The organism is Halalkalibaculum sp. DA3122 (assembly GCF_043951865.1).
GTDB lineage: Bacteria > Bacteroidota > Rhodothermia > Balneolales > Balneolaceae > JAMQKA01.
Genome location: NZ_JBINJF010000009.1, coordinates 71,441 through 86,254, shown reverse-complemented (window position 1 = coordinate 86,254; position 14,814 = coordinate 71,441). Strand labels below are relative to the sequence as shown.

At 49.3% G+C, this 14,814-nt stretch carries 13 protein-coding genes; 4 read left to right on the top strand and 9 right to left on the bottom strand.

Annotated elements, in window-relative coordinates:
* The first annotated feature begins 153 nt into the window (after window positions 1-153).
* A complete protein-coding gene (locus ACG2F4_RS08370; RefSeq protein ID WP_395259771.1) occupies window positions 154-1,011 on the top strand; it encodes a RimK family alpha-L-glutamate ligase in 858 nt (285 codons plus the stop codon).
* Here ACG2F4_RS08370 and ACG2F4_RS08365 read toward each other — a convergent pair.
* The 4 genes from ACG2F4_RS08365 to ACG2F4_RS08350 all read right to left on the bottom strand — a co-directional run bounded on the left by ACG2F4_RS08365 (window position 1,008) and on the right by ACG2F4_RS08350 (window position 6,121).
* Window positions 1,008-3,716 (bottom strand): UPF0182 family protein, encoded by a 2,709-nt coding sequence (locus ACG2F4_RS08365; RefSeq protein WP_395259770.1) that lies wholly within the window; start codon window positions 3,714-3,716, stop codon window positions 1,008-1,010. The genes ACG2F4_RS08370 and ACG2F4_RS08365 overlap by 4 nt on opposite strands.
* A gap of 90 nt (window positions 3,717-3,806) precedes the next feature.
* On the bottom strand, window positions 3,807-4,460 hold the full coding sequence (locus tag ACG2F4_RS08360; RefSeq protein WP_395259769.1) for a hypothetical protein: 654 nt from the start codon (window positions 4,458-4,460) through the stop codon (window positions 3,807-3,809).
* A gap of 33 nt (window positions 4,461-4,493) precedes the next feature.
* Entirely contained in the window at window positions 4,494-4,952 is a 459-nt protein-coding gene (locus ACG2F4_RS08355) for a dCTP deaminase (protein ID WP_395259768.1), read from the bottom strand.
* A gap of 227 nt (window positions 4,953-5,179) precedes the next feature.
* Complete coding sequence (locus tag ACG2F4_RS08350; protein ID WP_395259767.1) at window positions 5,180-6,121, bottom strand: SMP-30/gluconolactonase/LRE family protein; 942 nt, start codon at window positions 6,119-6,121, stop codon at window positions 5,180-5,182.
* Window positions 6,122-6,298: 177 nt separating this feature from the next.
* Between ACG2F4_RS08350 and ACG2F4_RS08345 the strand changes: the two genes are divergently transcribed.
* Window positions 6,299-6,532: a hypothetical protein gene (locus ACG2F4_RS08345; protein ID WP_395259766.1), complete on the top strand. Its 234-nt coding sequence runs from the start codon at window positions 6,299-6,301 to the stop codon at window positions 6,530-6,532.
* Window positions 6,533-6,534: 2 nt separating this feature from the next.
* Here the strand turns inward: ACG2F4_RS08345 and ACG2F4_RS08340 are convergent, their stop codons facing one another.
* The 3 genes from ACG2F4_RS08340 to ACG2F4_RS08330 all read right to left on the bottom strand — a co-directional run bounded on the left by ACG2F4_RS08340 (window position 6,535) and on the right by ACG2F4_RS08330 (window position 10,619).
* The gene (locus ACG2F4_RS08340) at window positions 6,535-7,374 is read right to left on the bottom strand and encodes an HAD-IIA family hydrolase (protein ID WP_395259765.1); all 840 of its coding nucleotides are present in this window, start codon (window positions 7,372-7,374) and stop codon (window positions 6,535-6,537) included.
* Between the two features lie 9 nt (window positions 7,375-7,383).
* On the bottom strand, window positions 7,384-8,430 hold the full coding sequence (locus tag ACG2F4_RS08335; RefSeq protein WP_395259764.1) for a hypothetical protein: 1,047 nt from the start codon (window positions 8,428-8,430) through the stop codon (window positions 7,384-7,386).
* Window positions 8,431-8,720: 290 nt separating this feature from the next.
* Window positions 8,721-10,619 carry an ABC-F family ATP-binding cassette domain-containing protein gene (locus ACG2F4_RS08330; protein ID WP_395259763.1) on the bottom strand — a complete coding sequence of 633 codons (1,899 nt, stop codon included), beginning with the start codon at window positions 10,617-10,619 and terminating at the stop codon, window positions 8,721-8,723.
* A 404-nt stretch (window positions 10,620-11,023) separates the two neighbouring features.
* Here ACG2F4_RS08330 and ACG2F4_RS08325 point away from each other — a divergent pair, with 404 nt between their 5' ends.
* Window positions 11,024-12,382: an enolase C-terminal domain-like protein gene (locus ACG2F4_RS08325; RefSeq protein WP_395259762.1), complete on the top strand. Its 1,359-nt coding sequence runs from the start codon at window positions 11,024-11,026 to the stop codon at window positions 12,380-12,382.
* A 149-nt stretch (window positions 12,383-12,531) separates the two neighbouring features.
* Here ACG2F4_RS08325 and ACG2F4_RS08320 read toward each other — a convergent pair whose 3' ends face one another.
* Window positions 12,532-12,903 carry a hypothetical protein gene (locus ACG2F4_RS08320; protein ID WP_395259761.1) on the bottom strand — a complete coding sequence of 124 codons (372 nt, stop codon included), beginning with the start codon at window positions 12,901-12,903 and terminating at the stop codon, window positions 12,532-12,534.
* Window positions 12,904-13,178: 275 nt separating this feature from the next.
* Window positions 13,179-13,409: a hypothetical protein gene (locus ACG2F4_RS08315; RefSeq protein WP_395259760.1), complete on the bottom strand. Its 231-nt coding sequence runs from the start codon at window positions 13,407-13,409 to the stop codon at window positions 13,179-13,181.
* 81 nt (window positions 13,410-13,490) lie between these two features.
* Between ACG2F4_RS08315 and der the strand changes: the two genes are divergently transcribed.
* Window positions 13,491-14,798 (top strand): ribosome biogenesis GTPase Der, encoded by a 1,308-nt coding sequence (gene der, locus ACG2F4_RS08310; RefSeq protein ID WP_395259759.1) that lies wholly within the window; start codon window positions 13,491-13,493, stop codon window positions 14,796-14,798.
* Window positions 14,799-14,814 lie beyond the last annotated feature (16 nt).

Genomic DNA, 14,814 nt, shown 5'->3' with positions numbered 1-14,814 from the left:
CAGTAACTGCCGTCTCAAAGGATCCTGGTCAAATTACTTTACACGCAGACTATCTCTTTACCGCTATCAGCTCTATATTTACCGCCTTTCAAAACAGAATATATAATAACTGCACACTGAATATTTCCTATGAAAGAATGTGCCTTTTTGACGATGGACAATCTCGATGATTTCGTCCACTACGACTATCTTTTGAAAGACCCGTTGGCCTCGCTTGGATGGAATGTGAGCGATATTTCCTGGCGAACCCGGGAAGTTGACTGGAGCCGGTTTGATGTAGTAATTATTCGCTCTCCGTGGGATTACCAGCAGGATCCCGACCGGTTTATGAACGTGCTCAAAGAGATCGATCATTCAACCGCCCGACTTGAAAATGCACTGGAACTGGTACAGTGGAATATAGACAAAACCTACCTCCGGGATCTCGAACAAAGAGGGGTGAACATTGTGCCGACCCGATGGGGGAGGAAATCTGACAAACTGGACCAGCAGAAACTGCTTTCCTGGTTTGATTATTTTGATGCTGAAGAGATCGTTCTTAAGCCCACCATCAGTGCGGGAGCTGATGATACCTACCGGCTGACGATCACCAAAGCAAAGCAACGGGTGGACGAATTGGCAGAGGTATTCGCCGACCGGGCGTTTATGGTGCAGCCCATGATGCAGAATATTGTGGATGAAGGCGAATTCTCCCTGATCTACTTTGGAGAAGAATACAGCCACACGCTGCTTAAAACACCCAAACCGCACGATTTTCGCGTCCAGGAGGAGCACGGCGGTAGGCTGAAAACAGTTGAACCTGAAAAGGAGCTCCGCCGAGTTTCTGATCAGTTGATGGCGAAGATTGAACCTACTCCATTGTACAGCCGGGTAGATATGGTCAGAGAAGGAGACAGTTTCTCCCTGATGGAGCTGGAGCTGATCGAACCTTCCCTGTATTTTAACATGGATCCCGGCTCACCCGAACGGTTCGCAAACTTCCTGGATCGCTGGATGCGAATTGGGTCCTAATTTTCATCGAGCAGGTCTTTTATCTGGTCCATTTTTTCGCCCCACTGCTGCCAGTTTTCATCATTGAGGGCTTGCTGGGCCTCCTCCCAAAGCTGCTGAACCTCCTGGAACTCTTTTGTGGTGGATGCGGCAAGGGCAGTTTGTGGAGCTACGGCACCCATACCGGCCGTGTCTGCATCCATAGAGATGGGGAGGGGTGAGGGTTGCTCGGGGGCTTTGCCAAACAGCTGCTGCAGGGCCATATCCAGTGTCGGTTCCATGACTACATTTGTGCCGGTTGTGGCAATTACCCGCTGCAGCTGTGGAATATCAACTCCTTCAGCTATCAAAAAGACCGGTTCGACATAAATAAACGCGTCTTCAATCGGAATGATCATCAGGTTGCCCCGGATCACCCTGGAACCCCGTTGATCCCACAGGGCAAGCTGGCGCGATATTTCCGTATCCTGGTCAATTTTCGCCTCAATTTGGGCGGGACCCAAAAACAGGCTTTCCTTCGGTAGTTTAAACACCTCGATTTCGCCGTAGTCGGGGAAGTCGGAACGGGCAGCCATCCAGGCGATCATATTATCGCGGTTGTTGGGCGTAAGGGGACTGATGAGAAAATACTGTAGCGAATCTTCGCCCGGGAGTTTCATCAGAATTTGGTACGGCTCCATTTTGAGCTGCTGCCCGCCATATTTTTCGTTGGGACGCGTCCACAGGTCTTCGTTATTGTAGAAAACCTGCGGTCCCGTCATGTGATAGGTGTTGAACATCTCCATCTGGATTTCAAACAGGGTTTCAGGGTACCGCAGGTGCCGCTTTAGATCCTCAGGCATCTGGTCCAGAGGCTTGAACATGTCGGGAAAAATATCACGGTATACATTTAGCACGGGATCTTTATCATCGATGGCAAAGAAGTCCACCGAGCCGTTATAGGCATCCACAATCACTTTTACGGAGTTGCGAATGTAATTAATATTGCTTATTGACGGCTCGGAGTAGGGATACTCCCGGGAAGTGGTGTAGGCGTCAAGAATCCAGTATAGTTTTCCCTCGCTCAGTACCAGGTAGGGATCCTCTTCCAGATGCAGGAACGGGGCAATTTTCTGTACCCGGTCCCGGATTCCTCTCCAGAACTGAATTTTACTGCCTTCCCTAATATAATCGGTCAGCAGGAGGTTAATATCCCCAAACTGGTACGCAAAAAGCAGCTTAGTGAAAAAATTGTCGATGGCAACACCACCCTCTCCCTCATAATTGGTGTAGACATTTGCGTCGCCGCTCGGATAATCGAGCTCCTCCACATCGGTGTTTACCACCTTAAAGCCCGGGTCGTTTTCGCCGTAGTATATGGCAGGCTGAGTCACCTCCAGGCCAATTTCGGAGACCGGTGGCAGATCTTTGATTACCAGCCGCGGATCTCCCTGATTCCCTTCCTGGGCAACCGGACTCATGACCAGCCCGTAGCCGTGTGTATACTGCAGGTGGCGATTTACCCACGTATCTGCCTGCTCCGGCAATTCATCAGAGAGCTCGCGGGCTGAAAGCATCATCTGTTGGTATCCCTCTCTGGTGTGATAGCGGTCTACATCCACATTGTAAAACTGATAGTAGAGGCGAATTTCCTGCAACTGCCGGTAGGTTTGAATGAGAAGGCGGGGGTCCCACAACCGGATATTGTCAAGCGTTTCCTGGTTGTCCTGGAGCGTTGCCCAGGTAAGCGTATCCCGGGCACTGTAATTTCGCTCATTGATGGCGTCGAGCTTGTACGCCTGGCGCGTCTCCTCGATGTTGTTTTCCAAATACGGGGTTTCGAGTTCAAGCTCATTGGGTTCCACCATAAACTTTTGAACCATCGTCGGGAGCACCCCCAGGCCAATGACGCCAATTCCCACTGTTGCGATGCCCCCGATCATCAACAACCTGAATTTCTCCTTGTAAAAATGATAAAATGCCAACAGTGCCAGCAGGAACGTGGCAATACAGAGTATCCAGAGGACCGGGAGCTGAACATGGACATCGGTATAACTGGCCCCGTAAACAACGCCGCTTTCGCTGTACAGAATACGGTATCGCTGCAGGAAATAACCCCACGAAAGCAAAAGGAGCCACAGCCCTACATTAACACTCAGGTGCTTTATGATACCGGATCTGGCAGTAATGCCGGATCCTTTCTGGATATTGAATGAGCCGGAGTAAATATATACGATCAGCAGCAGGAATGTGACAAAAAAGACCAGGACAATCAGGCTGTTTTGCAGGATTTCGATGAATGGAAGCCGAAACAGGTAGAATCCCAGGTCGTTACCAAAGATGGGATCAACCTGGTTAAAGGTCTCATTCCAGTGAAAACGGAAGTAGGTGTCCCAGCGCATAAAAAAGGCAAAGGCAAAAAAGAAGCTGATAACCGTTCCCAGTGCATATAAAACCTTTCGGAACTGGCTTTCGCTGAACCGGTTCAGGTTGAGTTGCCCCAGGGGGGAGTTGCCAAATGCAAACCCGGGAAAATGACGGGCCAGAACATGCATATTGGGCAAAACATAAAGAAGCGCTACTGCCAGGGCGCCCAGCAAGAGAAGAACCTGCGTAGTTTTAATAGTTACAAATACCTGTTCATATCCAAGGTTGTCAAGCCAGAGCCACTCCATTATCCAGTCGGAAAATGAAAGTAGAATAAGAATGAGCAGGATAATTCCGCCGATGCCCAATTGTTTCTTCATGGTGCTGTTAAACTGCTTTGCCATAATGTAATAAAAGAAGTAAGAGTTTTATGAGGTTTGTCCCCGCCCGTAAGGTAGTAAACTGAGCACTTAAATTTTATTTTCTTCAGCCCACTGTTTTACCGCGTCGAGGTAGTTCATCGGCTGCATCGACTCCTGCGGAAGATCCAGGGTGGCGTGGGCCTGTTTAATTAATTGCAGGGCCTGCCCATTGGCCATGTCGGTGTCTTGGTCCGACCATGTCTCCAGCCCGATGGAGTTGACCGATTGCGGCTCCATGATGGCGGTCCACTCCACCAGCACGGTACCCTCCGTCATTTCGAGTTTCCGGGTTTCCCGCTGTTTCTTCATTGTAACAATTTTACATCCCGCTTCCTGCAGCATTTGTGCGGTTGTTTCACGGTCGGGGGGGAGGTCGGGATAAGCCGGAATCCGGATGTCAACACCGCCAAGCAGCCGGCCAAGCGATTCCCACGCCTCCTTCTCGAGGGGGAACTCGTACAGTTCATCCTCATCCTCCAGCCAGATTTCGAAATCACCTTTTTTCTGTTTCAGGCGCTTGAACTTGAGCCCGCTTTCTATCCCTTTCCGGAATTTGGCATTCACTTCCATACCGGGGATCCAGAGGTAATGATCTGTAATTTGGTGGGTATCGTAAAAGTCTGGGAGTAGCAAGAACGACCGCGCAAAACGCGAACTAATGCTTCCAAAACCGCGCCATTCCCAATGCATTCCGTAAGCCATAGCTGGTGGTTGAGTTTGAATTAATAAATGGACTTAGTCAGCCAGTATATGCAGTGTGGCAATTCGGGCATTTTCTTTGATGTGGCAACCAACGGCCGGTACCCGGAAAATATATGAAACCGGTTCTGCTTTACGTTCGGGAGGAATCAGGACTGTTTCGGCCAGAATTCCTGCCTCGCTTGCATGCTGGTGTGGAGCAATGACAGCCAGGGTATCTTCCCGGTTTTTCAGCTGCTCATTGAATATCGCTTTATAGATGCCGGACCCGAGAGTCCACCAGCCGTAGTCATCTTCCTCCTTTTTCTTTTCCGGATCAACCGGTTCGGCAGGGGCGGGCTGGAACTCACTTCCACCGAAGTCAAGTGAGCCGGCACCTGAAAAAGTGTAAATTTCTGCCACCGTCAGGTCAACACTGAATGCGTGCTGCTGGGTCTTTTCATGGATAATATTTGTCGTATGATCCAATAGTTCATTTGACTGAAGAAGAAACATGGTTTTAGGATCTATTTTTGGATTTGCCTTGGCAGATTTTGGCTCCACTGGCGACAGACCGGGCGCAGGGTCATTATGTTTTGCTGCTCATTTCATCAACAGTAAATACAGATCATTTCATTCATGTAAGGTACGCAAAGGCGCTTTTAAGGGCGTCGAATACTACACAGGGAATGTCGCTTGATTCGACAACATTCCCTGTTATTATTTTACCCTGCGATGGACTTCTATTCAATTGGCAATGCCCATATCTCCACTTTATTAAGTGCAATATAGGGTACTGCTACACGCATGCGCTGGGTATCTATCCCGATGTCAGCGGGATCGCCCGGGGTGCGAATGATGGTCTGCCCGTCAACCTTGATCGTAGAATCGACCTGGCTGGAAACCACCCAGCTGCCGTTCACAAGCTCGATACCGTCAAAGTCGCCCCCTGAATCGAGCTCTCGTACCTCTTCCAGGGTGGTAGTGGCGGGGTTCCACCCGTAAAACGTCCGGGCGCCGCCCCAGGGGCACAGCAGGAGCAAGCCCGAAGACTCATCAACGGTGATTCCGTTTGGAGCGTGGGGGAGATCATCCTGTACGACAGAAGCCTCACCATTTTCAATTTTATACAGCCTGGACTGGCCCGTGTCAGTAACATACAAGGCTCCATCGGGCCCTTCCGCGACATCATTCAGGAAGCCGGGCTCCAGGGAAGTAAAGTCAACAAACGTCACATGTTCACCCGTTGTTCGGTTAAAACCGTGAACTCCGTCCGCATCAGCCACCCAGAGCGTGTCTCCCGTGATGTACATCCCGCGCGGGGCGTGCATGGGCGCGGATTCCGTTCCAGTCATAAACTCCAGGTCCTGGACAGCACCGTCAGGTCCCACCTTGCTGATAAATCCGTTGGCATCGCGTTCGCCGCCGGGACCGTTAAAATTTGCTACAAAATAGACATCCTGGCCTGGATCATACCGAACAGACTCAGGGCCCGAAAGACCGGTTGCACGGGCTACTACATCAGTGGTATCCTGGATATTCTCAAAATTAAATGTTGATGTAGCCTGGGACTCAGTTTCCGCTTCAGCCGGCTGCTCCTGCTCACCGGCGCACGAAATCAGCAACAACGCCACAAAAGCTGTTGCCAGCATTGGGATTACAGAAGAGATTCTGTTAATTGGCATAAGTCAAATAGTTTTTGTTAAGGTTTACTAGCACCATTCCAACTGCGATAAGCAAAATTACAGCAATAGTTTAATGAACCAAAAATATTATTTGACCGGAATGTTTAACCAGTTGAAGCACTGGAGAAACTAGCCCAACCTTATTCTGTCATCCAAAATTTTCTGGGAAACAATATTTTGGGTGGAGATTATGTTTCGATTGCCGGGAATGCCGAAGCCCATACCAGGGCTTTTTATGCTCCCAACGCCGAAGTGGAGCTGAAGGGTTCTGCTACGGTTCGCGGGGCCATTGTAGCCCGCCAATTTTCAGCTGTCGGCAATTCACGGGTATATTTTTCAAAAGCCTTTGATTCAGAACTTCCGGAGCTGGAATCGCAGCAGAATGAGCATAAAATCAGCTACTGGAAGTGAGGCTATTCTACAATAGAGCTGCATATATAATCGGGAATGATGCCTGTGGAACTGATCTGCAGCTCGGCATTCTCCTTGCGGGTGTTACCCGAAAACACAAGCAGCGTTTTGACTCCGAACTTGTTTCCCCCCAGGATGTCGGTGTGCAGGGTATCGCCCACCATCAGGATATCGGACCGGTTTATCGGCCCTTCTTCCAGGAGGTGCTCATATGCGTGCATAAACATCTGGGAGTCCGGTTTCCCAAATTGGATAAATTTTTTGCTCAGCATATTTTGAACGAGCTTGGCGATGCCCCCCGTGGCAACCGCTACATCATTTTTTGAGACGGGATAAAACTTGTCGGTGTTGGCCACAATGGCCGGCACATTGCGCCTGCGGAGCAGGTTTACCGTTTTGTTGATATCGTAATTCCAGTCAAAACCTTCGTCATCCAGAAAAACAAATGCCGTGATGTCTTCGGCGTCATCCAGGTCAACCTCGCGTACCGGTATTTTCTCAATGTTTGAGTGAAGGATATACTCCGCCGAGCTTTCGGTGCCCAGGTAGGCCACTTTTCCTTCCTGTATTTTGTATTCCAAAAATTGACGCGCCAGCATGGCCGAGGTTATGATCTCTTCCTCTTTCAGGTTGGTCAGTCCCAGTTTTGAAAAGGCCTCGATTTGTTGAGATGGACTCTTGGAAGCATCATTGGTAAGTACCCTAAGTTTTATGCCCTCCGTACGCAGGTAGTTGATCGTCTCCGGTACGCCCTCTATCAGGCCTTTATGATTTTTCAGGACCCCATAGGAATCGAGAAAAACAGCTTCATAGTTTTTGGCTATCGAGTAAAAATGTTGCATGGTTGATCACTAAAGGTTTAATGTCTTAAGCAGGGGATCGGGATCGAATTTTTCATCGATCTGGGGCAGGTAGCTTTCATAGGCTTCTTTCTGGAGCTTCGTGGCAAACAGGTCGTGAAAAAAATATTTGCCGTATTTGACCACGTAATTGAGTATAAAAAAGCGGTAGACTTCCTTTAAAAATCGAATCTCCAGTTCGGTAAGCGGATATTCCTGGTGGTAACTTTTTAGAAATATCAGGAATCGGTCTTCCATGAGGGGGTCGATGTCGTAGCTGAAAATAGTTCTGTCCCCGATATCCGATACAATTCGGGCGAAAAAGTAAAAATCCATCATCCGTGAACTTATGCGGAACCAGTCATAATCCCAGCGCGAAAACAGCTCCAGGTCGGAGGTCACGGAAAAATTCCCGATATTCCAGTCCACAAAAACGGGAATTGTATCAAGCTCATCATTGGCGCCCATTTGCTCGATATTATCCAGGAAGAGGTGACTGTGCTTGCGAATCTGATCCTCGTGCATCCGATACTCATATTGCCCCTCTTCGGTCTCCAGCGTTTCAAGCAGATGCTCAATATCCACTTCCATCGTCTTTGAGGAGGGGGGGAGGGTGTTTCGTATGGTATGGCACGCCTTGTGGAATTTGGCAAACTGTACGGCCAGCTTTTTGATCTGTTTTTTATTGAGCCTTCGCGGGAGCTTTTCCCGGATCTGGATCGGGCGGTAGAAAACCACCCATGCATCCACCAGTGTATTTTTGTGACGGTGAACGAACAGGGAGTTCTCCTTCATCAGGGAGCGAGACAGAAAATGATCGAACGGCACCGGCAGGTTATTGGACAGGGCGTTGATAATGGTGTGGTCTTCTACAAAATGCTCATATTTGCCGAAATAGGAGAGCTTCCCGATAATGATATTGTCATCATCAAACCGGATCTGGTACACGTGGTTGGTTGAGACCTTGGCGCTGATATCGGTGATATCCTTGATCTCCCGGGTATCGTCGTAGTGTTGCCACGCCTCTCGTATAATGTCATCTAGATCGATAAATTTCATAAATGCCTGGTTAGATAATTCTACATGTCGTTTCAGTTTCCAGCCCGGAACAGCATTGGGAATCTGCCCACTCTACTCTTCTCGACTCTTAATAAAATGATCTGTGCAGGTATCCCCAAATAATTTTTAGAGAGCTTAGCAAACCCACGGTTTTTCCAAGCTCTCTTTCACAAGCCGCGGATCATTATGGATGCAGGTTGAAAGTTCAAAGCCGGAAGTGCTAAGGACCAACTCTTCAACCTTTTAACTTTTAACCTTTAACCTTCAACATCCAACATCCAACCCAAACACTACGCCCGTTCGGCCAGTTCAAACCAACGTTCGGTGCGCTCCTCGATCTGTTTCATCAGCGTATCGTAGCGAGTTGATTTTTCCTGGAGTTCCTCATGTCCCAGCTCCCCGCTGCTAATCTGGTTTTCCAGCTCCTTCTTTTCCTCTTCAAGTCGCGCAATTTCTTCCTCCAGCTGTTGGTACTCTCGCCGTTCGTTGTAGCTTAATTTCTGATTATCGGAAGGCGAGCGGGATGACTTCTGTGCCGGCGCTACCTCCTCCCGCTTTTCTTCCCGTTCTGCTTTCTTTTGATCCAGCTCCTCGCGGCGCCGCTGCTCGCGGTACTCTTCATACGTGCCGTGGTGATCACTGATCTTTCCGTCCCCTTCAAAAACGAGATAGTGATCGACGAGTTTGTCCATAAAGAAACGGTCGTGGGAAACCAGGATCAGGCAGCCATCAAATCCCAGCAGAAACTCCTCCAGCTTGTTCAGGGTTAGCAGGTCCAGGTCGTTGGTGGGCTCATCAAGGATCAGGAAGTTGGGATTCTGGATGAGCACCAGCATCAGTGCCAGTCGCCGTTTTTCGCCCCCGCTGAGCTTCCTGACGGGGGTGTACTGCATTTCCGAAGTAAACATAAAGTGCTCCAGGAATTGGGAAGCCGATATTTTCTTTCCATTCGAGAGCTCTATTATCTTGCGTTCCTCTTCAATGATGTCGATGACCCGCTGGCTGTCGTCAAAATCGAGCCCTTCCTGCCGGTAGTGGCCAAAGGCGATCGTTTCGCCCACGCGCCTTTTGCCGGAGTCAAGGGGCTCTTCACCGGTCAATATTTTAAGGAATGTGCTTTTTCCCACGCCGTTCGGACCGATGATGCCGATACGTTCGCCGCGGTCAAAATCGTAGTCGTAATGATCCAGAATCACTTCCTCACCATAGCTTTTGGAGACGTTGATCAGTTCCAGGATTTTGCCCCCCATTCGCTGCATATCCATTTGGAGGCGCAGCTCAGGATCGGCAGGGCCACTTCTCGCTTGCTCTTTAAGCTCCTTGAAATCATCAATTCGGGATTTTGACTTGCTGGTCCTTGCCTTGGGAGAACGCCGTATCCACTCCAGCTCCTGCTTGTACATCTGTTTGGTTTTGTGAGCCTTCTTCCGTTCAATTTCCCGGCGCTCAGCCCGCTTCTCCAGGAAGTACTGGTAATTGCCGTTGTGGTGGTACATCTTGCCGCCTTCCAGCTCCAGGATATGATCACAAACCCGATCCAGAAAATATCGGTCGTGGGTCACCATTAACAGGGTCATGCTGCTTTTGATGAGAAACTCCTCCAGCCATTCAATCATTTCGAGATCGAGGTGGTTGGTGGGTTCATCCAGGATTAACATGTCAGGATCGCCCAGCAGCGCAAACGCCAGCGCCACCCGTTTACGCTGGCCGCCCGAAAGGGTGGAGATGGACTGGTCGAGATCGTGGATGTTGAGCTTGCCCAGAATCTGCTCCATCCGCTGCTCATAGTCCCACGCTCCGGCGGACTCCATCTTTGCTGCCGCTTTTTCAAAGGCTTTCTTGTTCTCTTCGTTGAAGTTTTCTGCCTGTTTCTCTGCCGCATTGTGGTATCTCTGGATCAGCCGAACCATCTCATTGTCGTTATCGGCTATAAACGAACGGATGGTTTTGTCATCGTCGAGCCGGGGTTCCTGTTCCAGGTACCCGATACGGATGTCATTCTGGATCATCACCTTGCCGTCGTCGGGAGTCTCTTCGCCCGCCAAAATTTTCAGGAGGGTAGATTTGCCGGTACCATTTTCGGCTATCAGGGCCGTCTTGTCTCCTTTGGAGATGCCGAAGGAGAGTCCTTCAAACAGCAGGTTGTCCGCATAGTGTTTGGAAATATTTTCAGTGGAAAGGTACGTCATAGATGATAAAAATACGCTGATGCTGACTCAATTTTGTATCGGAAGCATGGAAGGTATTCAAATACCAGAAGAAAGTCACAGAAAGATGAACTGCATGTTTATACAAAAATAACGATAGGATTAGAACAATATTCGTTAAAGATTGAAATACAGATATGCAGGTCAAGCCTCCAGCAAACTGGTAATTGAAAAGTTTACTGCCTGAGACCCTTTTTATCATTTCTGCACGCCACCTGGTGCACGCGATAGAAGCCCAAAAGCAGGCAGAACTTCCAGGTGCGACTTCCCCGAATTCATATTCAACACCGAGCAAAAATATCATTATACTACTTTTCTTAATTTTGTCGGCAGCTTAATATAACCGTCATAATCGGATCACAACTGTTAAAGAAAAAGGTATAATTATGGATAGACGCGATGCACTCAAAAATATGGGAATGGGATTGTCAGCCGGGGCTTTTGGCGGATTTTCGCTGGGTGACGATCCATGGCAAAAAACCAGGCGAGAGCAGCGGGAAGCCTACGCCGGTGCCACTAATGGACTGCCGCCGCTGGAGATCACCAATGTAAAAGCGATTGCCACGGCCCCTCACGGCATTGAACTGATTGTCGTCAAGGTTGAAACGAGTGAACCGGGGCTGTACGGGGTGGGGTGCGCCACCTTTCGCCAGCGAGCCAAACCGGTACTCTCGGCTGTGAATGATTACCTGGCCGATTTCTGTATAGGGATGAATGTCAATAATATTGAGGATATATGGCAGATGACCTATCAAAATTCATACTGGAGGAATGGTCCTGTCCTCAACAACGCACTCAGTGGACTCGACCAGGCCCTCTGGGATATCAAGGGCAAGCGGGCCAACATGCCTGTCTATGAACTGCTTGGCGGTAAAACCCGCTTTGCCGTGGATACATACACGCACTGCGGAGATGAGTCGATCGAGGCGGTGATTGAAAACGTACAGCAGGCGATGGAGGAGGGGTTCCGGCACTGCCGCATCCAGCTGGGCGGATATGGGTCCACGGCCATAACCGGTCAACCTGATTTTAAAAAAGCCGGATTCGGCATGGAGCGCGACCGCTTTATGGATACTCACACCTACCTTGCCGGGACGCGCGAGCTCTTTGAAAAAGTGCGCGCGGCCTGTGGAGACCGGATTGAACTTTGTCACGATATCCATGAGCGTGTACAGCCCCGCGATGCCATTCAGCTTTGTGAGGACCTGGAGCAGTATCGTCCCTTTTTCATTGAAGATCCGCTTTCGCCGGAGAATAACGACTGGTTTGAGCTGCTGCGTCAAAAAACATCGGTTCCCATAGCGATGGGAGAACTCTATAATAATCCCCATGAGTGGACCGAACCGATGACTAACCGCTGGATCGATTTTATTCGGATCCACATCTCGCAAATAGGAGGGATCACGCCTGCCATGAAAGTGGCGAGGCTGGGAGAATGGTTTAACGTGCGGACGGCCTGGCACGGGCCGGGAGATGTGTCGCCCGTGGGACATGCCGCCAATGCGCATATCGACCTTGCGGTGTGGAATTTCGGGATCCAGGAGGCCCCCAGTATGACGGATCGTCTCCGGGAGATTTTTCCGGGTGCACCCCGTGTAGAAGATGGCTATGTCAAAATTAATGAAGCGCCGGGGCTGGGCGTCGACATCAACGAAGAGGAGGCCGCCAAATACCCGATCCCGGACAAACAGCTCAACACATGGACCCAGGTTCGTGCACTGGATGGAACCCCGATTCGTCCCTGATCTGCATTTCAGATAAGAAATAATTTAATGCAAGTCCGGCTTTATAGCGGTGCACTTCAGTCTCTCCCGGAGGGGCAGGCGGAGATCTCCGGGAGCGTCCCGGAGATCTTTCTTCATGTAGCACGTACTCTTGAACTCGACAGTGAGCCCTACTCACTCAGCCTCCTGACAAACTGCCGGGCCGAGCTCCGGGAATAAAATGTGGAATTTCGACCATTGTCCATAATCCGGCCCGGTATATATCGCTGTCTGCCGTTGGGAAGTATCACCAGCAGCTCTATTTGACCAACTCTGCCATACCTTCTCTCTATCTCCATATTTTTACGTATAAGGACGCGCGTTCCCATCACCAGAAATTCATCATCTGGCAATTCCAACACCGCGTAATAGGTTGTTCCCTTTTTCTTGATGTAGTCAAATTTGACGGGTTCTTGAGCTTTCAGGGATGAAGTGGCAAATACAGCAAGAGCCAACAGCATGAGAAGGGACGAAAACATCCTGATATTAAAGTAAAAACTCATAAGAGCCTCCAATCTATGTAGCGCTGACACCAATTAAGACTATTAGCAGGGACCAGGGAATGCGGGGACAGGAATAAACCCTGTTCCCGCCGAAATCTTGGTACTTATGTATTCCGAACTTCTTGCATGCGCGCGGGCCAAAAAGTTCCGTCATGCTTCGAGCAAAACAGCCGAATATTATTAATGTAGTGTAGTTAGCAGTGAAACACAGGCTAACACCGGAAATTTACAGGATAATTGACCGTGAAAACCTTACACTCCGGCAAGCTGCTATTTTACGACTCTTTCATTTGCTGCCGCTGTGCATACATGTCAAATAAAATCCAGAAAAAGGGATAGGGTGGGAAAACCACCGAGAGTATCATCTTCGCCGTCTTAAACCTGGTGGTTTCTGAATCACAGATCCCGGCTATTCCCGATACCCAAAAAATAATAAACAGGAACCCACCGAAAGCAATACCCAGCGATCCGAGGAATCCAAAGTTGTTGTAAAAAGTTTGCAGCATAAATTAAGCTCTGTTTTAAGCAGTTTAATCGTTATTTTCTTCGGTCTTCATTTTATCGAAAATAACTGTAAAAAACAGATTATGCTTCCCGTAGTTTCTATAGTGGGTCGACCCAACGTGGGGAAATCCACTCTTTTTAACCGGCTAATCGGTGCCCGCAAGGCGATTGTGAGCGATGAGTACGGTGTGACGCGTGATCGCCACTATGGCCAGAGCGACTGGAACGGCCGTGATTTCACCCTTATTGATACCGGTGGCTACCTGCCCGAAGAATCAGATAAGATTGTGCAAGGTGTGCGCGAACAGGTACACATCGCCATGTCGGAGTCGGATCTTATTCTTTTTGTGGTCGATGTGGAGGCGGGAATCACCAGTCTGGATCAGTCGGTGGCACAGTTGCTCCGTCAACAGGAAAAACCGGTACTCTTGGTCGCCAACAAGGCGGATAACGAGGAACGAAAGCTTAATGCCACTGAATTCTACACCCTGGGATTTGATGAACTCTTCTCGGTGTCTTCCGTGAACGGGATGGGGACCGGAGAGCTGCTGGATCGGCTGGTGGAGATGCTTCCGGAACCGGATGAGGAAGTTGAAACCGATACACCCAAACTGGCCATTATTGGTCGCCCGAATGTCGGGAAAAGCAGCTTTGTAAACGCGCTGCTCAATGATGAGCGTAGCATCGTAACAGATATTCCGGGAACTACGCGCGATTCAATCAACAGCGAGCTGATTTATAATGACAAGAAATATATCCTGGTAGACACCGCCGGTCTCCGTAAAAAGAAAAACGTGAAAGAGAATATCGAGTTTTACAGTACCGTACGCACCGAGCGGGCGATTCGAGAGTGCGATGTAGCGATACTGCTGATCGACGCCATGCAGGGATTTGAGTCCCAGGACAAGCATATACTGCACATGGCGGATGAGTTGAACAAGGGCATTGTGCTGGTGTTAAACAAATGGGACCTGGTGCCCGAAAAAACGACCAACTTGTTAAAAGAGTTTGAGGAATATATCTATGACCGGATTCCAACCAAGCGGTGGATACCAATTGTATCCATGTCGGCCCTGAACCGAAAACGGATACACCGTGTTATCGACATTGCGGACAGGGTGCTTGAAGAACGGAAACGTTCGGTCCCGACTCCCGTATTCAACGACTTCCTGCAGCGAATTCTCAAGCAGCGACCGCTGCCTATAAAAAGGGGGGTGCGACTCAAAATTAAGTACGCCACACAGGTTAAGGCAAATCCACCGGTCTTTAAATTTTTCATGAATCTTCCATCGGAACTTCCGGCCAACTACCGGCGGTTTATAGAAAACAAGATCCGTGAAGAATATGGCTTTACAGGCGTGCCTATTACGCTTACATTCAAGCAAAAATGACAGATTCAGATTGAAC

Bases quoted from the DNA above. Each gene is read 5' to 3' on its own strand.
- ACG2F4_RS08370 (WP_395259771.1), top strand. From the start codon at position 154: ATGGACAATCTCGATGATTTCGTCCACTACGACTATCTTTTGAAAGAC.
- ACG2F4_RS08365 (WP_395259770.1), bottom strand. From the start codon at position 3,716: ATGAAGAAACAATTGGGCATCGGCGGAATTATCCTGCTCATTCTTATT.
- ACG2F4_RS08360 (WP_395259769.1), bottom strand. From the start codon at position 4,460: ATGGCTTACGGAATGCATTGGGAATGGCGCGGTTTTGGAAGCATTAGT.
- ACG2F4_RS08355 (WP_395259768.1), bottom strand. From the start codon at position 4,952: ATGTTTCTTCTTCAGTCAAATGAACTATTGGATCATACGACAAATATT.
- ACG2F4_RS08350 (WP_395259767.1), bottom strand. From the start codon at position 6,121: ATGCCAATTAACAGAATCTCTTCTGTAATCCCAATGCTGGCAACAGCT.
- ACG2F4_RS08340 (WP_395259765.1), bottom strand. From the start codon at position 7,374: ATGCAACATTTTTACTCGATAGCCAAAAACTATGAAGCTGTTTTTCTC.
- ACG2F4_RS08335 (WP_395259764.1), bottom strand. From the start codon at position 8,430: ATGAAATTTATCGATCTAGATGACATTATACGAGAGGCGTGGCAACAC.
- ACG2F4_RS08330 (WP_395259763.1), bottom strand. From the start codon at position 10,619: ATGACGTACCTTTCCACTGAAAATATTTCCAAACACTATGCGGACAAC.
- ACG2F4_RS08325 (WP_395259762.1), top strand. From the start codon at position 11,024: ATGGATAGACGCGATGCACTCAAAAATATGGGAATGGGATTGTCAGCC.
- ACG2F4_RS08320 (WP_395259761.1), bottom strand. From the start codon at position 12,903: ATGAGTTTTTACTTTAATATCAGGATGTTTTCGTCCCTTCTCATGCTG.
- ACG2F4_RS08315 (WP_395259760.1), bottom strand. From the start codon at position 13,409: ATGCTGCAAACTTTTTACAACAACTTTGGATTCCTCGGATCGCTGGGT.
- der (WP_395259759.1), top strand. From the start codon at position 13,491: ATGCTTCCCGTAGTTTCTATAGTGGGTCGACCCAACGTGGGGAAATCC.